We start from the raw sequence: 18181 nt of genomic DNA, 5'->3' as shown, positions 1-18181 counted from the left end.
GAGGCGACGCGGAGCGTCGTCGACCGACGACAACGCCGCGAGCGTGCGTGCCAGGCCCCGCGAGCCCGGCCTGATCCAAACGACAAGCCCTAGCCACGGGCCACCCGTGGCGTGGGACCCGTCCGCCCCCACGCCACGGGGCTCTGCGAGCTCTTGTCCGAGAGCCTGGCCCGAATTGCCGACACCGGCACCGGCGATACGGCCTCGGGGCTCCGCCCCGGACCCCGCTGCTCAATCGCCGCAGGGGCTTGACTTGCCCACCCGTCCGCGGGGCTTGATGTGCCCACACCTCTGCCGGGCTTGGAATGGGCCGCCTCCCCGCAGGCAACGGCCCTTGCCCGTGCCCCGCCCATCTCCCACCCACCCGCACGGCGCAGCCGGACGTGGGGCGTCAATCCGTGGCGGACGGCCGCATGCGGAAGTCGTACCGTGGGGGCAGCGGGTCCCCCGGCGGAGCCGCCCGTTGCCACACCTCGCCGAGCGTCTCCGCGCCCTCGCGCAGGTCCGCCACCTCGAAGCCCGCGTCGAAGACGGCCCGGGCGGCGCCCAAGTCGCCCTCCGCGCACAGGAGTTGCGCCTCGATCAGACGGAAGCGCCCCCGCTCGCGCGTCGCCGGATGCAGACGGTCCCACACCCCCCGCGCATCCACGACCCGCCCCACCGCGAGCAACACCCCGATAGCCTCCCGACCGAGGGCCCCGCACGCGGAGCGCCACGGCTCCCCGTCGTCACGGCGCTCCGCACACAGGTCGTCGAAGGCCTCGGCATACCGGTCGGCGGCACGCTCCGTGTTGCCGTCCGCCGCGTCGGCCACGGCGAGGCAGCGCAGGAACGGCCAGAGCGAGGGCGCCAGTTCGAGCCCGCGCTCCCAACTGCGTACGGCCTGCGCCCGATCTCCCGCGTGCCACTGCGCGACACCCAGGTGGTACTCGGACTGCGGGCGCGCGGGCGCCGTCTCCAGCATGTCCCGCCAGGGCGGGGAGACCAGCGTCGGACCGGGCGGCCCCACCCGGCGCCGCTCGGGGAACGCCCCCGAGTCGAGCAGCTCGCGCCACGGCGCCTGCGCCTCCCCTAGCGTCGACTCCTCGAACGGCGTCCCCGGCAACTTCCAGCCCGTGCGCAGCACTTCGAGCGCACCCCAGCCGGACCCGACCGCGAGCCGCTCCCCCGGCTCCGTGTCGGCACAGACCCGCCACGCCTCGTACGCGGCGTCGACGTCGGCGCGCGGAAGGGCGTCCGCCAGACGCCGTTCCACCTCGTCGACCGCACGGCCCCAACTCCCGCCCCCGTGCACGGTATTCGCGTCCGCGGACAGCGGCCCGTACGCCTCCAGCCAGCTGAACTCGCCGTCCGGTTCCAGGCGTACGTGCTCCAACTGCGTGCGCGCGAGCCCGGCCTGGATCTCGCTGTAGCCACCCGTGCCGGGCTCGGTCAGCCACTCCTGCCAGCGCCGCCCGCCCGTCCCCGCGCCCCACACGAACAGCTTCCGGCCGCGCAGCAGATCGGTCGACGTCTGCACGAGGCCGTGCCCGGCGTCGTCGAGCGCGGCGATCCAGCGGCGCCGCCCGTCCTCGACCTCGTAGAAGTAGTCGGCGGGGAACTCGCTGTTGAGCGGGTACGTGCGGTCGACCCCCTCGTACTCCGGCACGGGTACGCGGCTCAGCGTGCGCTCGTACGCGAAGTACCAGGCCTCGTCGGCGGGCGCGAGCACCCGGTGTTCCTCGGGCACGGCGATGTTGGACCACCAGTAGGTGGGCGCGGGCTTCTCGTGCGGATTGCGGACGCGTACCCCGACGTACAGGAAGTCGGAGCCGTCCGGGAGCCACAGGTCGACCTGGAAGGGGAGGTCGCGCAGGCGTTCCCACTCCCACAGGCGCAGCATGTCACCGCCGTCGGGGGCGGGTACGCGCGCGGCGTGCAGCGGTGCGCAGGACAGGGCGGTGTGGCCGGTCGCGCCGATGTTCCACTCGATGCCGCCGGAGAACCAGGCGCCGTTGAGCGCGAAGTCGGCGGGCTGGAACACCGGGTTGCGGTACAGGAGTTCGCGTGCGGTCGGCTTGTGGAAGAGCGAGGCGACGCGACCGCCGAGGCCCGGCAGCACCGTCGCCCGCAGCCGGTCGTTCTCGATCACGATCGTGTCGAGGTCGACCGGCGCGCGGTCGCGCCCGTACCCGTCACGTATCCGCTCGGGCAGCACGCTGCGCAGCGGCCGGTAGCCGACCTGCCGGGCCATGTCGAGCGGCATGTTCTCCTTGGCGCGCTCGTCCACCTCGTGCATCTCGTCGAGTGGTCGCAGGGGCGGCAGCGGATTGTCCGGGCCCAGGGGCACGCCCGGCAGGGTCAGTACCGCACGGCGGATCTCGGTCACGTGTGCCTCCCGTCGCCAGGGGCGCGGCCCGCCCCGATGACCATGGAACATGGTCCGGCGGGAGCTGAACAGGGTGGCCTCCGGTCAGGATTGCGCAAAGCCGGGCGACGGCCGGACCCCGGACGCCCCGAAATTCCGTGGGCGTCCCGTCCGCCTCCCCGTACGCTGGCTCCTTCCGCCCTGCGCCGTGACCGGCCGGCAGGCAGGCAGGCAGGCAGGCAGGCAGGCAGTACGTACGCCCGAGGAGAACGCACCACCATGGCCGACAGCCACACCTACCGAGTCATCGTCCGCGCCGTCTTCGAGGACCTCACCGACGCGGCGCGGGAGCGGCTGCTCGCCGAGGTCGCCGAGCACGAGGGCATCGCCGGCATGAAGTTCGGCCCGGAGGGCTCGCTCGCCTACGACCGGACGCTCAAGCACTTCTCCATGCGGTACGTCGTCGAGTCCGACCCGGAGGATGGTGACGAGATGGCCGGGGCGCTCGCCGAGGAGAGGGCGGAGGCGTATCTGAAGGAGCGCGGGTACGGGCACGGGGAGCTGCGCTCGACGGTGACCGACATGGCCACCATGAAGATCAACCGGAAGTCGCGCCGTTAGCGCGTCCCGCCATTTCCGTGGTCAGGGCCCAGCGCTCGTGGTCGCGCCAGGCGCCGTCGATGAAGAGGAAGTCCGGCGAGAGGCCCTCCAGGCGAAATCCGGCCCTGCGGGCGAGCGCGATCGACGCCGCGTTGCCGGGCTGCACATTGATCTCCAGACGGTGCAGCCCGAGCGGGCCGAACGCGTGCCGGACGACGAGGCCGAGCCCTTCGGACATCAGCCCGCGCCCGGCCGCGTGCGCGAAGGCGCCGTAGCCGAGCGCGCCGCAGCGGAAGGCGCCGAGCACCACGTTGTTGATGTTGATGAACCCCGCGAGGGAACCCGTGAAGGTGCCGCTCGCCCCGCCGTCCCTCTCGTGCACCAGGAAGCCGTGCCGGGTCGGGTCCGCGATGAGCCGGCCCGCGTACTCGGTGTAGGCGGTGGCGCCGGTGGGCGGGAACAGCCAGGGCCGGTGCAGCGCGACGCTCTCGCGGGCGCGTGCCGTGAACTCGGCGACGTCGGCCGCGTCGAGGGAGCAGGGGCGGATGCCCACGCGGGCACCCGTGGCGAGGTAGTCGGTCATCGGGCCAGCCTAGAAAGCGGTTGTCCGCCGCATGCTTCCGGGGGGCGGGGGCACCGCACGTTTCCGGGGGCGGGTCACCGCACGCCGCTCACTTGCGTCTGCGCGACACGAAGTAGCCGCCGCAGATCGCGCCGATGACCGCCGTGATCAGCAGCGCCAGGTACAGCGGCACGGTGACCTCGGGGATCAGCAGCCGGATCTTCACGTGCCGGGTGTTCTCGAAGATGAAGACCAGGCCGAGGACGGCCAGGACGAGCACGCCGATCCTGGCCGGGGTGAACGCGCCGGAGCCGCCGCTCGTCGAGGAACTCGAACCGCCCTTGGGGCTCATCGGTGGACCCTTCCGTCGTTCTCCCGGAGGCCGGTCGCCGCCTCCCCTGCCAAGGATGTCCGGGGAGGCGGCACGAACGCACAGGTCAGGGGACCGTACGGGTGACGGCCACCGGTACTGCGGCTAGGGCTTGTCGTTTGGATCAGGCCCCGCGAGCCCGGCCTGATCCAAACGACAGGCCCTAGGGCACGACGGGCAGCCGCACCGTTCCGGTGTCGTCCGGGGCGCTGGTCACGGTGACCGGCTTGATCCCCTTGTTGCCGCCGTACGCGTCGTCGCTCGCGGCGATCACGAACCGGATCCGGTGGCCCTTCTCGTAGCGGTGCACGATGCCGGGGAGGGAGACCGTGAAGGGGCGGGTGACGTCGGGGACGCGGACCGGGGCGACGAGCCGGTGCACCAGCGTCTTCGAGCCGTCGGGCGCCACGTCGTACAGCTTCGCGAAGAGCACCAGCTTGTCGGCGGCGTCCCCCGAGTTCTGCACGCGCTCCGTCTTCGGCGAGATCACCTTGAGCGTCGCCTTCGGAACGCCGACGACATCCGTGGCGGAGGCCAGCGGATCGGTGGTCCAGTCGAGGTAGGTGCCCTTGGTGTCGTACGGGGCGGGGTCGGACAGGCCGATGAGGCCGGCGAGCGAGGACTCGGAGTGGCTGGTCGGGACGAGCCAGTTGCGGTACTCGCGGCTGCCGCGCGCCACCTTCTCGCGGTTGTCGACGAGCTTTCCGTCGCCGGAGAGGTACAGGGTGCGGTTCAGCGCGGGGACGTCCCGCGCGGTCGCGTACGTCCCGTTCGGGTCGGCGATCCAGTCGCGGTAGTAGGCGAACGCGGGGCCGGTGTCGGTGCCGTCCTTCTTGTGCAGATACCGGTCGAACCACGAGAGCACGCGCCGACCGACATAGCTGGTCTCCAAGTTCCCCTCGGAGAGGTTGAGTTCACCGGCGGCGGGGTCCGTGAGACCGCCACTGTGGCCCCAGGACTGCCAGATCATCTTGGCCGGGGTGCCCTGGGCGTTGAGGGTGTCGTACGTCGAGCGGGCCTCGTTCAGGTTGAACAGCGAGTCGGCCTGCCCCTGCACGAGCAGCGTCGGCGCCTTCACCTGCTTCAGGTACGACACCGGGGACACGCTGCGGGCGTAGGAGAGGAGCCGCTGGGTCTCGGCGGCCGGGTAGCGGCCGGAGTTGAGCGTACGGATGGTGGCGCAGGCGTCGTCGACGAAGTGCAGACAGCTGAGCTTGTTGATCCGGGACGGGTCGAGGGACGGGGAGAGCAGTGGCTGGCCCTCGCCGATGAGGTAGAAGCCGTTGGTCCACTGCCATTTGAAGGCGCCGGGGACGTCGGCGGCCTCGGGGTCCCGCGCGTTCTGCGGGTCGAGGGAGTACGAGAGGTCGTTCCAGGTGATCAGCGGGACGAGCGCGTCGACGCGGTGGTCGACGGCGGCCGTGGCGAGTTGGATGGCGCCGCCGTACGAGCCGCCGATCATGCCGACGCGAGGGTCGCCCTTCTTGTCGGCGGTGACGTAGTCGATCTTCGTGCCGTCGTCGGCTGCGCGGGTGCCGGCGAGGAGGTCGACGAGGGCGGAGGCGGCCTTGCCGTCGATGCGCGGGTCGTCGAGGGAGACGAGGCAGCCGGACTTGCCGAAGCCGAGGCCGGAGTAGGCGAGCGAGACGTAGCCGCGCTCGGCGAAGGCGCGGGCCGTGTCGGCGGTGCTGTCCGACTTGTTGCCGCCGAAGCCGTTGGTGGTCAGGACGGCGGGCGCGGGGTGCGCGGCGTCGACGCCGTCGGGGCGGTAGAGGTCGGCGTCGACGGTGCAGGTCCGCTCCGCGGTGCGGACCGTGATCTTCAGGGGGGTCGCCGTGACGGGGGTGGCGGTGTCCGCCTGGGCGGGGATGGCGAGGGTGGCTGAGGCGATGACGGTCAGGGCGGCGGCGAGCGTGATGCGGGATCTGGGCACGGCGACCTCCACGGTGTGCCTTACCGGTGGGTAACGGTAAGTGCGGAGCCATCGTGTGGCACGTGTCAGCAAGGGGCAAGAAGCGTGCCGGGTGATTTTCCGCCCCACGCCACGGGGCTCCGCCCCGGACCCCGCTGCTCGATCGCCGCAGGGGCATGATTTGCCTGCACCGGCCGATGCCACCTCGCCTTGGGCAATCTGCCGCCTTGGGCGGCAGGGTGGGCAAGGCGGCGCCCGGTGCCGCGCGCCCAGGACGACGGCCCCAGGCACGGGTCAGGTCAGCGCGGGGACGTCCAGCGTCAACGTTCCGGCGGCCGCGTCCAAGGCACCCGCCACCCCCAGCGGCAGCGTCAGCGCACCCTCGCAGTGGCCGAAGCCGAAGTCGTCCACCATCGGAACTCCGAGGCCGCCCAAGCGATCCATCAGCAGCCCGCGCAGCGGGTCGCAGTCCGACCACGAGCCGAGCAGGATCCCGGCCACACCGTCCAGCAGCCCCCCGCGCAGCAACTGCGTCAGATAGCGGTCGACCCGGTACGCCTCCTCGCCCACGTCCTCCAGACACAGCAACCCGCCCAGGGCGGCCCCCCGCGCCCCCGCCGTCCCGGCATCCGCCGCGAGCAGCGACAGGCACCCGCCCAGGGTCACACCGCGCGCGGTACCGGGCACCAGAACGCCCCCGCCCCCCCCCACCCCCCCCACCGCGGAGATCACCCGCACCGTCTCGGGCTCGAACAGCGTCGCCCGCAGATGTTCCTGGGCCCGCGGGTTCTTGAGGAAGTCGGCCGTGGCGAGCATCGGCCCGTGCAGCGTGCTCACCCCGAGCCGCACCGCGAACGCCTCGTGCAGCGCGGTGATGTCGCTGTAGCCGACGAACACCTTGGGCCGAGCCGCCCGCATCGCGTCCCAGTCCAGGAGGTCGACCATCCGCTGAGCCCCGTACCCGCCGCGGGCGCACAGCACCCCGTCGACGTCCGGGTCGCACCAGGCCCGCTGGAGGTCGGCCGCTCGGTCGGCGTCCGCGCCCGCCAGGTAGTCGAACTCCCCGTGGGTGTCGAGGACATGGGGCGCCACGACCGGTTCCAGGTCCCAGCCGCGCAGGATGTCGAGCCCGGTCTGCAGCGCCTCATCGGGGACCGGACCGCTGGGCGCGACGACGGCGACCCGCGCGCCCGGAGCCAGTCGCTCCGGGCGGCGCAGTGGCCTCACTTGGTCAGCTCAAGGGTGGGGACTCCACTCGGCTGGAGGCCGAACGTCTGGGCGTACAGGGAGAGTTCCGCCTCCAGGGCGCGGATCATCGTGTCCGCCCTGCGGAATCCGTGCCCCTCGCCCTCGAACGCGATGTACGCGTGCGGCACCCGCCGCCCCTCGCTCTCCACCCGCTCCAGGAACCGCTCGCACTGGACGGGCGGACAGATCACGTCGTCGAGTCCCTGGAGCAGCAGGAACGGGACCGAGAGGCGGTCGGCGTGCTCGGCCGGCGAGCGCTCCGCGTAGCGCGCGGGCACCTCGGCGAGCGGTCCGACGAGCGACTCCAGGTACCGGGACTCGAAGTCGTGGGTCTCCCCCTCGGCCCAGCCGGTCAGATCGAGGATGGGGTAGATGATCGTGCCGCAGGCGTAGACGTCCGTGCTGGTCAGGGATGCCGCGCAGGTCCAGCCTCCGGCGCTGCCGCCGCGGATGGCGAGCCGCTCGCCGTCGGCGGTGCCCTCCTCGGCGAGGGCGAGCGCGACGGCCGCGCAGTCCTCGACGTCGACGACGCCCCACTGCTCGCGCAGCCGGTTTCTGTACTCCCGCCCGTATCCGGTCGAGCCGCCGTAGTTGACCTCGGCGACGCCGATGCCGCGCGAGGTGAAGTAGGCGATCTCCAGGTCGAGTACGAGGGGCGCGTGGCTGGTGGGGCCGCCGTGCGCCCACACGACGTACGGCGGGAGCTCGCCGTCGGTGGCGACGTGGGTGGGGCTGTGCGGCGGGTAGATGTGGGCGTGGATGTCCCGCCCGTCGGGGCCGTCGAACGTGCGGATCTGGGGTTCCGGGTAGTACGCGGGGTCGACCGGGTCGTCGTGCGCGGCGCCGATCACGCGGGTGTGTCCGGTGCCGGTGTCGAGTTCGACGACCTCGGGCGCGGTGCGCGGGCTCGCGGCGACGCCGACGACGCGGCTGCCGTGCACGGCGAGCGTGGCCGACCAGGCCGTCCAGGGCCCGGCCGTGTCGACGACCTCGCCGGTCTCCGGGTCGAGGATGCCGAGCGCGGTGGCGCCGACGCCGTGCACGACGGCGATCAGGCCGGCCTCCAGCGGCTTGAACCAGCTCAGGCCGAGCTTCCACATCGGCCCGCCGAATTCCTCGTCGCGGGCGCACAGCGGCCGGGCGGCGGCAAGTGTCGGCCGCGCGAGGGCACCCTGCGGGGTGGTGGGGACGGACAGGGCGGCGGCCCCACGGACGTCGGCGCCGCGGGACGGCCGCGCTCCCCCGGCCGGGACCTCCCACCCGCCGTGCACATCGAGCCGGTACAGGTTCCACCAGCCGCTGCGGTCGCTGGAGAACAGCAGTCCGCCGTCGGGCGCCCACTCGACCTGGCATACGGACTCCTCCACGCCGCCCGCGACGGGCTGCGCCGGGCCGAACGCGCCGTCGTCGGTGACCTCCGCGAGCAGCAGTTCCGTACCGTCCCACGGCATCCGCGGGTGGTCCCAGGCGATCCACGCGGCGCGTCGCCCGTCGGGCGAGAGCCGGGCGGTGGTGACGAACCGGTGGGCGTCGTCGGAGAGTTCGCGCACCGCGGCCCGGTCCTCGGCCGCCGAGCCGTCGAGCGGCACGGCCACGACCAGGCGCCGCAGGTCGCCGGGGCCCTCGCCGGTGAACTCCTCCAGGGCGCACCACACTTCGCCGCGCTCGATGTGCAGTTGCGGGTCGACCCAGCGCAGCCCGCCGCCGACGTCGGACACCGGCGTGAGCGGACGCGGCTCGGCGCCGGGAGCGTCGGGCTCGTACGCGTACAGGCGCTGGTCGGCGAAGTTCACGAAGACGACCAGCGGGCCCTCGGGGCGCTCGGCTCCGGCCCAGGGGCGGCCGCCGTACTCGATGACGCGGCTGCGCACGTTCCACGGCGCGGGCAGCACCGAGCGCTCCGTGCCGTCGGCGAGGCGGCGCACCAGGGCGCGGCGGCCCGCCTCGGTGGGCCGGGGTTCGGTCCACCAGGCCTCGGCGCCGACGAAGCCGACATATTCGGGCTGCCCGTCGTGCGCCGCCGCCAGTTCGGCGTCGATCGGCGACGGCCAGGATCCGTACTCTCGCGTGTGCAGCATCTCGTCCCCGCCCCGCATTTGTCCGGTGGCCCCCATGTTCTTCGCGTCCGCCATCTTTTCCTAGTCCGTGTCCCTGCGGGTGTTTCAACTGATTGCGTGTGCGGACGACTCAGGCCGTGCGCAGGAACCTGTCGAGCACACGTACCCCGAAGTGCAGCGCCTCCACCGGAACGCGCTCGTCCACGCCGTGGAACAGCGCCTGGTAGTCGAAGCCCTCGGGCAGCTTGAGCGGGGCGAAGCCGTAGCCGGTGATGCCGAGCCGGGAGAATTGCTTGGCGTCGGTGCCGCCGGACATGCAGTACGGGACGACGTGGCCCTCGGGGGCGAACTCCTCCACGGCCGCGCGCATCCGCGCGTACGTCGGCGAGTCGACCGGCGCCTGCAGCGCGACCTCGCGGTGGTGGTAATCCCAGTCGACGTCGGGGCCCGTGAGCTTGTCGAGGGTCGTCTTGAACTCGTCCTCGCCGCCCGGCAGGTAGCGGCCGTCGACGTGCGCCGTGGCCTCCCCCGGAATCACGTTGATCTTGTAACCGGCGGACAGCATCGTCGGGTTGGCGCTGTTGCGCACGGTGGGCTCGACCAGGGCGGCGGCCGGGCCGAGCGCCGCGAGCAGCGCGTCGACGTCAAAGTCCGGCGCGTCGACGTCGGCCCTGATGCCGTACAGCGCGGCCATCTCGGTGAGCGCGGCGCGCACCGTCGGCGTGAGCCGCACCGGCCACTCGTGCGCGTCGATCCGGGCGACCGCGGCGGCGAGCCGGCCCACCGCGTTGGCCTTGTTGACCTTGGAGCCGTGGCCCGCCTTGCCGCGCGCGGTGAGCTTCAGCCAGCCGGTGCCCCGCTCCCCCGCCGCGATCGGGTACAGCTGCCTGCCGCCCCCGTCGTGGAAGGTGAAGGCGCCGGACTCGCTGATGCCTTCGGTGCAGCCCTCGAAGAGGCCGGGGTGCTGGTCGGCGAGGAAGCCCGAACCGTCCTCGGCGCTGGCCTCCTCGTCGGCCGTGAAGGCGATGACGATGTCCCGGCGGGGCCGGAACCCGACGCGCGCCCACTGGCGCACGGTCGCCAGGATCATCGCGTCCATATTCTTCATGTCGACCGCGCCGCGGCCCCACACGACGCCGTCGCGGATCTCGCCGGAGAACGGGTCGACGCTCCAGTCGGCGGCCTCGGCGGGCACGACGTCGAGGTGGCCGTGGACGAGCAGGGCCTCGGCCGTGGGGTCGGTGCCCTCGATGCGGGCGACGACATTGCCGCGGCCCGGGGTGCGCTCCAGGATCGTCGGCTTGAGACCGGCCTCGGACAGCTTCTCCGCCGCGTACTCGGCGGCGGGCCGCTCCTGGCAGTCGCCGCCGCCGCGGTTCGTGGTGTCGATACGGATCAGCTCGGACGTGAAGGTCACGACCTCGTCGAGCGCCTGCTGGTCGACGGTCCCGAGGGATGCCGCGCTGTGGGCCTGCTCAGCCATACTGTTCCTCCACCGCGGCCGAGGCGATCGTGGTGACCGCCTTGAAGGTGCGGATGCCCTCGTACATGGTCTCGTGGGTGTACGCGATCTTCCGTTCGCCGACCCGGCGCACGCCCGGCACGACGGTCGAGGCCATCGCGAGGTGCTCGGCGTCGAACTCCACCTGGATCGTGAACGGCCCGCCCTGAACGGGTTCGTGGCGCACCGCGACGGACGTGGCGTCCTTGGCGGCGGCCCTGATGTCTGCGGCGGTGCGCGCGGGGGTGCGGCACACGGCCGCGTACCGGGAGACGTGGTCCTTGACGGCGACCTTGCGGGCCTCGGGCGCGTACCCGAGCGCGTCGTCGCACGCGTGGTCGTCGCCGGTGACGAGGACGACGGGCACGCCGTACTCGGCCACCACATGCGCGTTCAGCAGGCCCTCGCTCGCCCGTACGTCGTTGACCCAGACGCCCGTGATCTGGTTCGCCAGGTAGGTGTGCGCGAGCACACCCTCCATGCCGGCGCCCGCGTGGTAGCCGATGAACGCGATGCCGTCGACGTCGCCGTGCTGGACGCCCTCCACCATGGACAGCGACTTGTGCCGTCCGGTGAGCATCTGCACCCGCTCGTCGAGCTGTTCGAGCAGCAGGTTGCGCATCGTCCAGTGCGCCTCGTTGATCAGCACCTCGTCGGCGCCGCCGTCGAAGAAGCCGAGCGCCGCCGCGTTCACGTCCGACGTGAACATGGAACGGCAGCGCTCCCACTGCGGTGTGCCGGGCAGGACGTCCGCGGGCCAGGTGACGCCCGTGGCCCCCTCCATGTCGGCGCTGATGAGGATCTTCATGGCCAGAACCGTACGCGGATCCGGCCAGGCCGCACCAGACCTGTGGATAACTCTCAGTGGTCTATACCAATTTCCCACCCGGAAAGAGGAGTTCTCGCTCGTCAGCGCGTTGCGCGGCGGCGCACGGAGTCAGTCCGCCCGCCCCACCACCAGCCATGTCGACGGCAGCTCGATGCGCGCGCCGTCGGGCGAGAAGTCCGTCGTCATGAGCGGCAGCTCGCCCGCCGCGAGCACCGAGAGGCCCGCCGACGCCACGTACCCGGGCACCGCCTCGTCGGAGACCTCGCCGGGCGCGATGCCGTGCGAGAACACCTCGCCCAGTTTGGGCGGCGGCCCGGACGGCCCCGCCGCGAGCTCCTCCAGGATCGGCCGCGCCCGCTCCGACAGCTCGACCACGAAGCCGCGGCCGCGCTCGCCGACGAGCGCCGCGATGGCGTCGAGCAACAGCTGCCGGTCGGCGGGCTCGCTCTGGTGCAGCACCCCTCGCATGTAGACGTTGACGTCACCCAACTCGGCGTGCAGGAAACCCATTTGGCCGTTGTCCGTGGCGTCCAGCTCCCGGTAGTCGGCCTGTCCCGCCGGGTCGGCCTCGCGGGCGCGGCCGAGGGCGGCGGCCGACAGATCGGCGCCGACGACTCTCGGGTAGCGGTCGGCGAGGAAGCGGGTCTGCGTGCCGTTGCCGCAGCCGAGGTCCACCATCGGCAGGTCAGGAGACGCCAACTCTGGCTCGAACACGGCGAGATGGAGTCCCGCCGTCAGCGCGGGCTCGGCATCCCAGAAGACCCCGCCCGGCTCCGCCGACGCGTCCTCCCAGAAACTCTCCCACGCTTCCCTGTAGCGCTCGCTCACGCTCATGGAACCCTCCCCAAGGTGCGGCAGCCGAAGTGTCAGATCGGTCTACCGCTCCGGGCCGCGCCCCACAAGCACGCCGGGCGCACCTTCACCGGGACGACGCGGAAAGTTCGAACCACACGGTCTTTCCCGTCGCGGTGCGGCTCGTGCCCCACGCGCGCGAGAGCCGCGCCACCACGCGCAGCCCGCGCCCGAACTCGTCGCCGGGCCCCGCGTTGAGCAGGTTCGGCAGCGCGTGCTCGGTGTCCTCGACCTCGCACAGCAGCGTCCCGGAGCGCACCAGGCGCAGCTGCACGGGGCCGCCGCGCGCATGGCGCACGGCATTGGTGACGAGTTCGCTCACGATCAGTTCGGCGGCGTCCGCGATCCCCAACAGGCCCCACTGCGCGAGCTGTTCGCCGACAAGGGCACGCGCGCGCGGCACCTCGGCGGCCTCCGGCTCGAACGTCCAGTGGGCGACGTCCTCGCGCGCGAACCCGTTGAGCCGGGCCAGCAGCAGCGCCACGTCGTCCTTGCGGCCGCCCCTGGTGGCCAGCGAGCGGATGATGGTGTCGCAGGCGTCGTCCATGGACGCGGCCGGGTGGGCGGCGGACTCGCAGAGCGTCGCGAGCCCCACACCGATGTCCTCGCCGCGCACCTCGACCAGGCCGTCCGTGCACATCACCAGCCGGTCGCCGGGAGCGACCGGGATCCGTACGGACTCGAAGGGCACGCCACCGACGCCGATCGGCGCGCCCGTGGGCAGTTCGAGCAGTTCGCTGCCGCCGTCGGCCGCGCGCACGAGGGCCGGCGGGATGTGCCCGGCGTTGGCGAGGTGCAGCTCCCCCGCGATGGGGTCGTACACCGCGTACAGGCAGGTGGCGAGGTAGTTGTCGCCGAGCCGCTGCGCCAGGTCGTCGAGGTTGCGCAGGAGTTGGGCGGGCGGCAGGTCGAGCGCCGCCATGGTCTGCACGGCCGTGCGCAACTGGCCCATCATGGCCGCCGAGTTGAGCCCGTGCCCCATCACGTCGCCGACGACCAGCGCGGTGCGCGCGCCCGGCAGCTTGATGGAGTCGAACCAGTCGCCGCCCACCCTGCCGAGCAGCGTGCCCGGGAGGTACCGGGTGGCGATGTCGCAGCCCGGCATGTGCGGCTCGATCTGCGGCAGCATGCTGTCCTGGAGCGTCTCGGCGACGGCCTCCTGGTACGTGTACATGCGCGCGTTGTCGAGTACGAGGCCGGCCCGCGCGGCGAGTTCGGCGCCGGTGGCGCGGTCCATGTCGTTGAACACGGGCCGCTCCTGGTGGCGCAGCAGGATCATGAAGCCCAGCACCACGTTGCGGGCCTTGAGCGGGACGACCAGCATCGAGCGGTGGTTGATGAGCGGGCGGATGTCCCGCTTCTCGAACTGCGACGCGATCGCGTTGCCCATCTCCTCCGAGATGTACGGCACGAGGACCGGGTCGCCGCTGGTCATGCACTGGAAGAACGGGGTGTGCACCGGGAACGGCATGGACTCGCCGACCGGTACGACATCGTCCCAGCGGCCCGGTTCGTCGGTGTGCTCCAGGGCGACGCGGTGCCACATCGTGGTGGCGTCGGGCGGGCCCTCGGGGAAGCCCTCGCCCGCGACGACCTGCTCGCGCAGATACGTGCCCGCGACGTCCGTGAAGCGCGGTACGACCGCGCGGCTGACCTCGACGATGGTGCGGGAGAGGTCGAGGGACGAACCGATGCGGCCGCTCACCTCGTTGAGGAATTCGAGGCGGTCCCGCACGGCCGCGTACTCGAGGTCCTCGGTGGTGTCGGCGTCGTCGAGCGGCGAGCGCGGGGAGGGCACGCCGGAGGCGGTGGCGCGGGCGGCCTCCGCGCGGCGCGCCTTGCGCTCCGTGCGCCGCGAGACGCCCCAGTCCGCGGTGACGGGGACCCGGTCGTGCTGGCTGAACTCCAGGACCGGGTAGCCGAGTTCGAGCACCTGGGACACGATCCGGGCGCTCTCGGAGACGCTCATGCTCGGCAGGATCTCGGGCAGCTTGCGGGCGAGCTCGTCGGCCGCCGGGAAGTCCGTGTGCAGCGCGAAGGCCGGGGCTATCCGCTCGACCTCCGGCCCCTCGTCACCGCCCAGCCGGTGGGCGTCGGCGGCCAGGACGAGCAGCCGCTCGGGGCCCGGGCCCACCAGGGGGTACGCCCACCACAGGACGTCGATGCGGTCGCGGGGCTCCGCGCTGGTGTCGAGGCGGGCACGGCCCGCGGCCGGGTAGGACAGCTGTCCGCCGAGCGACTCCTCCAAGTCGTGGGGCGCGGGGCCCTCTTGGGGGAGGGCCCCGGAGACCGGCAGGAGGTCGGCGGCAGGGCGGCCCACCGCGTCCTCCTTGGGCGGGCCGAAGAGGCGGCGGGCGCCGCTGCTCCAGTGCGAGACGCGGCCCGCGTGGTCGATGACCACAACGGCAAGCGGGACGCGGCCCTGCGGGGCTTGACCGGTGCCGTGCATCGCCGCGATCCCTTCTTTGGCGCGACGGGGGTGTGCGCCGCCTTTCCACGGTACGGCTCCGCCGGTAGACGGGGGGCTTCTTGGCGGTAATTGCGGTGCGGGGGTTGGCTTCCCGGTTGCGGTCGACCGTCCTCCGCCCCCGGGGCTCTGCCCCGGACCCCGCTCCTCAATCGCCGCAGGGGCTTGATTTACCGGCGCCGCTCGATGCCGCACCGCCGTGGGCCGCGGCAAGGTGATGGTCAGTCCTCGTGGCCCAGTTGGAGGTCGCGGTCGGTGCGGCCGCCGCCGGCCACCTGGAGGACCGTGGCGACCGGGGGGTAGCCCGCGGCGATCACCGTGTATTCGCCGGAGGCCAGGTCCAGGAAGCGGAACGTGCCGTCCGGGCCCGTGGTCAGCGTGTCCACCACGTTGCCCGCCACGTCGAGGAGTGTGACGCGCGCGTCCTCCACCGGACGCCCGCCACCCGCCCGTACCGTCCCTCGCAGCATCGCCCCGCCCGCCAGCTCCACGTCCTGACGGGTCTCACGGGAGGCCATCACGGTCACCGGCATCGCGGCCGGGCGGAACGCCGGGGCGCTGGCGGCCAGGGTGTACTCGCCGGCCACCAACTCCGTGATGACGTAGGTGCCTTCGCGCCCGCTGCGGGTCGTCGCGACCACCTCGCCGTGCACGTTCGTGAGGGTGACGATCGCTTCGCGTACGGGGGTCCCGTCCGCCGTCAGCACCGCACCCGCAAGGCGGCCCGCGCCGCCGAGGACCACGTCCAGGTCGACCGGACGCTCGCCCACCGTGACCGTCACGGCCTGCGGCTGGTGGCCACCCGCCGCGGCGATCAGGACGTACGAGCCGGTGCCCGGCGTCGCGAGCGCGTACCGGCCGTCGTCGCCGCTCGCGCCGCGGCCGATCTGGGAACCGCCCACGTCGATGAGGGTGAGCGCGGCACGCGGCACCGGCGTGCCGTCGGAGTGCCGTACGGTGCCGCAGACCGGGACCCCGGCGGCGTATGCGGTGGAGCGCTCCTGCGTGGGGATGGCGTGGGTCTCGGAGCCGACGGAACCGGCGGAACTGGACAAGAGAGGGGTCTCCTTGAGGAAGAAGGCGAGGAGCAGGCCCAGGACGAGGACCGGCACCAAGTAGAGGAAGATCCGGGGCATCGCGTCGGCGTACGCCTCGATGTACGGGGTGCGCAGCGCGGCGGGCATCGCGTGCACGAGCTGCGGGGTGATGGACTCGGCGTCGGGCAGGCCACGCCCGGTGTCGGGCACCCGGTCGGCGAGCGCGTCGGTGAGCCGGTCCGCGAAGAGCGTGCCGAAGATCGCGGCGCCGACGCTGCCACCGATCTGCCGGAAGTAGTTGTTGGCGCTGGTGGCGGTGCCGAGGTCCGATGCCCGTACGGAGTTCTGCACGGCGAGCACGAGGACCGGCATGATCAGGCCGATGCCCGCGCCCAACACGGCCATGTAGACGCTGTATTCGAGGCGGGGTGTGTCGACTTCGAGGCGGGAGAGGAGGTACATGCCCGCCGTCGACAGGGCGCCGCCCAGGATCGGGTACGCCTTGTACTTGCCCGTGTGGCTGATGAGTTGGCCGGAGACGATGGAGGCCACCACCACTCCGCCCATCATCGGGAGCATCAGCAGGCCCGACTCGGTCGCCGACGCCCCGTCGACCATCTGCAGGAACGTCGGCAGATAGCTCGCCGCGCCGAACAGCGCGACGCCCACGACCATGCCGACGAGCCCGCTGACGTTGAACACCGAGTCGCGGAACAGCCGCAGCGGGATGAGGGGTTCGGCGGCGAACTTCTCGGCGAGGAGGAAGAGGAGCGTCGAGGCGAGGGCGCCCGCCCCGAGCCCGACGATGACGCGGTCGCCCCACTCGTACTCGGTGCCGCCCCAACTGGTCAGCAGGACCAGGCAGGTGGAGGCGCCGGCCAGCAACAGGGCGCCCAGTACGTCGAGTCGGGGCTTCTTCGTGGGCTTCGGGAGCTTGAGGACGACGGCCGTCACCGCGAGGGTGAGCAGGCCGAACGGGACGTTGATGTAGAAGCACCAGCGCCAGGAGAGGTGGTCGGTGAAGTAGCCGCCGAGCAGCGGGCCCGCGACGGAGGCGAGGCCGAACGCGGCGCCGATCAGGCCCATGTAGCGGCCGCGTTCGCGCGGCGGCACGATGTCGCCGATGATCGCCTGTACGCCGATCATGAGCCCGCCCGCGCCGACGCCCTGGAGGGCGCGGAAGGCGATGAGCTGGTCCATCGTCTGGGCCCGGCCCGCGAGCGCGGAGCCGATGATGAAGACGACGATCGCGAACTGGAAGACGCCTTTGCGCCCGAAGAGGTCGCCGAGCTTTCCGTAGATCGGCAGGCCGACGGTGGAGGTCAGCAGGTAGGCGGTGATCGCCCAGGACATCTTGTCCAGGCCGTGCAGTTCGCCGACGATCCGGGGCAGCGCCGTGGCGACGATCATCTGCTCGAGGGCGGCGAGCAGCAGCGCCAGCATGAGGGCGACGAAGACCATGCGCACGCGGCGCGGGCTGAGGCCGTGGCCGGGCAACTGGGCCGATTCAGCGGGCCGTTGCGGCTCCGGCGGGAAGTCGGGCGGGGCCACCGGCTCCCCGACCGGATCGGTCACCAGCGTCACCGTGCCCACCTGCAGCTCCCCTCGTCGCCCTTGCGCGGCCCATTTCTCGCATTGCGCGACAACTGGGGGCAAGCGCGGCGAGTCGCTGTTCAGGTGGGCCGGAGCGACGTATCCGCCGGTGGGAGCCCTACGGCGTACAACGGCGGCGGAACGAAGACCACTCGAAACGGTGAGCGGCGGACCGGTGCGCGAGCGTCACAACTGCCCGCGCACGCAGGTCACTTCTCGACCTGGGCCGCGAGCCCCGCGAGCACGGCGTCGTAGATCCGGGCGAGGCCCTTGGGGGCGAAGGTCTTCTCGAAGAAGCCGCCGATGCCGCCCGCACCGTTCCACACGGTCGTGACGGCGACGCGGGACTGACCCTCGCCGGCCGGGGTGACGCGCCACGTCGTGACCATGGAGGAGTTGCGGTCCTTCTCGACGAGTTCGCCGTCGGTCGGCTCGGTCACGTCGAGCAGGCAGTCGCGCACGCGCTTGCTGGTGGCCTGGAGCTTCCAGTGCACGAGCGTGCCCTCGCCGTCGCCGCCCTCGCGGACCTCGTACTCGCTGAAGTGCTCGGGCAGCATCTTCGCGCGCGTGCCGCTGTAGTCGGCGAGGGCGTCGAAGACGTCGTCCGGCTTCGCGGCGACGACACGTTCCGTGGTGGCCTCGACCTGCGCCATGACACTTCCTCCAGCAATCGGTTCTTCAGGGACCGCCCGCCCGGGCGACCGGCGGCCCTGGGGCGGTGTCAAGCCAACCACCCTCCGTACCGGCCGCCCAAATCGGGGCCGGGCCTTCGTTGGGCAGGGTTCGCACCATCAAGGGAACGTGTG

At 72.4% G+C, this 18181-nt stretch carries 13 protein-coding genes; 1 reads left to right on the top strand and 12 read right to left on the bottom strand.

The features are described from left to right. Window positions 1–391: 391 nt before the first annotated feature. Window positions 392–2419 carry a DUF5107 domain-containing protein gene (locus tag ACIA8D_RS37320; RefSeq protein ID WP_399239131.1) on the bottom strand — a complete coding sequence of 676 codons (2028 nt, stop codon included), beginning with the start codon at window positions 2417–2419 and terminating at the stop codon, window positions 392–394. A 207-nt stretch (window positions 2420–2626) separates the two neighbouring features. Here ACIA8D_RS37320 and ACIA8D_RS37315 point away from each other — a divergent pair, with 207 nt between their 5' ends. Further along, complete coding sequence (locus ACIA8D_RS37315) at window positions 2627–2968, top strand: DUF6204 family protein (RefSeq protein WP_399239129.1); 342 nt, start codon at window positions 2627–2629, stop codon at window positions 2966–2968. On the opposite strand, the gene ACIA8D_RS37310 is transcribed toward ACIA8D_RS37315, so the two are convergent. The 11 genes from ACIA8D_RS37310 to ACIA8D_RS37260 form a co-directional block, all read right to left on the bottom strand. Next, on the bottom strand, window positions 2946–3530 hold the full coding sequence (locus ACIA8D_RS37310; RefSeq protein ID WP_399239127.1) for a GNAT family N-acetyltransferase: 585 nt from the start codon (window positions 3528–3530) through the stop codon (window positions 2946–2948). The two genes, ACIA8D_RS37315 and ACIA8D_RS37310, sit on opposite strands and share 23 nt — an antisense overlap. Window positions 3531–3618: 88 nt before the next feature. Beyond that, window positions 3619–3861: a LapA family protein gene (locus ACIA8D_RS37305; RefSeq protein ID WP_399239125.1), complete on the bottom strand. Its 243-nt coding sequence runs from the start codon at window positions 3859–3861 to the stop codon at window positions 3619–3621. Between the two features lie 181 nt (window positions 3862–4042). Next, on the bottom strand, window positions 4043–5812 hold the full coding sequence (locus ACIA8D_RS37300; RefSeq protein WP_399239121.1) for a CocE/NonD family hydrolase: 1770 nt from the start codon (window positions 5810–5812) through the stop codon (window positions 4043–4045). A 273-nt stretch (window positions 5813–6085) separates the two neighbouring features. Then, window positions 6086–7018 carry an LD-carboxypeptidase gene (locus tag ACIA8D_RS37295; RefSeq protein WP_399239119.1) on the bottom strand — a complete coding sequence of 311 codons (933 nt, stop codon included), beginning with the start codon at window positions 7016–7018 and terminating at the stop codon, window positions 6086–6088. Further along, window positions 7015–9117 (bottom strand): prolyl oligopeptidase family serine peptidase, encoded by a 2103-nt coding sequence (locus ACIA8D_RS37290; RefSeq protein ID WP_399239117.1) that lies wholly within the window; start codon window positions 9115–9117, stop codon window positions 7015–7017. Before ACIA8D_RS37290 ends, ACIA8D_RS37295 begins: the two co-directional genes overlap by 4 nt. 109 nt (window positions 9118–9226) lie before the next feature. Beyond that, entirely contained in the window at window positions 9227–10579 is a 1353-nt protein-coding gene (locus ACIA8D_RS37285) for a M20/M25/M40 family metallo-hydrolase (protein WP_399239115.1), read from the bottom strand. After that, a complete protein-coding gene (locus tag ACIA8D_RS37280; RefSeq protein ID WP_399239113.1) occupies window positions 10572–11405 on the bottom strand; it encodes a M55 family metallopeptidase in 834 nt (277 codons plus the stop codon). Before ACIA8D_RS37280 ends, ACIA8D_RS37285 begins: the two co-directional genes overlap by 8 nt. 129 nt (window positions 11406–11534) lie before the next feature. Beyond that, window positions 11535–12260, bottom strand: a complete 726-nt coding sequence (locus ACIA8D_RS37275; RefSeq protein WP_399239111.1) for a class I SAM-dependent methyltransferase — start codon at window positions 12258–12260, stop codon at window positions 11535–11537. 85 nt (window positions 12261–12345) lie between these two features. After that, window positions 12346–14727: a SpoIIE family protein phosphatase gene (locus ACIA8D_RS37270; protein ID WP_399239109.1), complete on the bottom strand. Its 2382-nt coding sequence runs from the start codon at window positions 14725–14727 to the stop codon at window positions 12346–12348. A gap of 239 nt (window positions 14728–14966) precedes the next feature. Further along, on the bottom strand, window positions 14967–17375 hold the full coding sequence (locus tag ACIA8D_RS37265; protein WP_399239107.1) for an MFS transporter: 2409 nt from the start codon (window positions 17373–17375) through the stop codon (window positions 14967–14969). 209 nt (window positions 17376–17584) lie between these two features. Further along, window positions 17585–18028 (bottom strand): SRPBCC family protein, encoded by a 444-nt coding sequence (locus ACIA8D_RS37260; protein ID WP_399239105.1) that lies wholly within the window; start codon window positions 18026–18028, stop codon window positions 17585–17587. Window positions 18029–18181: the final 153 nt, after the last annotated feature.

The organism is Streptomyces sp. NPDC051684, from assembly GCF_044453445.1.
Taxonomy (GTDB): Bacteria; Actinomycetota; Actinomycetes; order Streptomycetales; family Streptomycetaceae; genus Streptomyces.
The sequence above is the reverse complement of the archived record's forward strand: the minus strand, read 5'-3'. Positions and strand labels throughout refer to the sequence as shown.

Coding starts and splice junctions, on each gene's coding strand:
- ACIA8D_RS37320 (WP_399239131.1), bottom strand. CDS start 2,419: ATGTTCCATGGTCATCGGGGCGGGCCGCGCCCCTGGCGACGGGAGGCA.
- ACIA8D_RS37315 (WP_399239129.1), top strand. CDS start 2,627: ATGGCCGACAGCCACACCTACCGAGTCATCGTCCGCGCCGTCTTCGAG.
- ACIA8D_RS37310 (WP_399239127.1), bottom strand. CDS start 3,530: ATGACCGACTACCTCGCCACGGGTGCCCGCGTGGGCATCCGCCCCTGC.
- ACIA8D_RS37305 (WP_399239125.1), bottom strand. CDS start 3,861: ATGAGCCCCAAGGGCGGTTCGAGTTCCTCGACGAGCGGCGGCTCCGGC.
- ACIA8D_RS37290 (WP_399239117.1), bottom strand. CDS start 9,117: ATGCTGCACACGCGAGAGTACGGATCCTGGCCGTCGCCGATCGACGCC.
- ACIA8D_RS37285 (WP_399239115.1), bottom strand. CDS start 10,579: ATGGCTGAGCAGGCCCACAGCGCGGCATCCCTCGGGACCGTCGACCAG.
- ACIA8D_RS37280 (WP_399239113.1), bottom strand. CDS start 11,405: ATGAAGATCCTCATCAGCGCCGACATGGAGGGGGCCACGGGCGTCACC.
- ACIA8D_RS37275 (WP_399239111.1), bottom strand. CDS start 12,260: ATGAGCGTGAGCGAGCGCTACAGGGAAGCGTGGGAGAGTTTCTGGGAG.
- ACIA8D_RS37270 (WP_399239109.1), bottom strand. CDS start 14,727: ATGCACGGCACCGGTCAAGCCCCGCAGGGCCGCGTCCCGCTTGCCGTT.
- ACIA8D_RS37260 (WP_399239105.1), bottom strand. CDS start 18,028: ATGGCGCAGGTCGAGGCCACCACGGAACGTGTCGTCGCCGCGAAGCCG.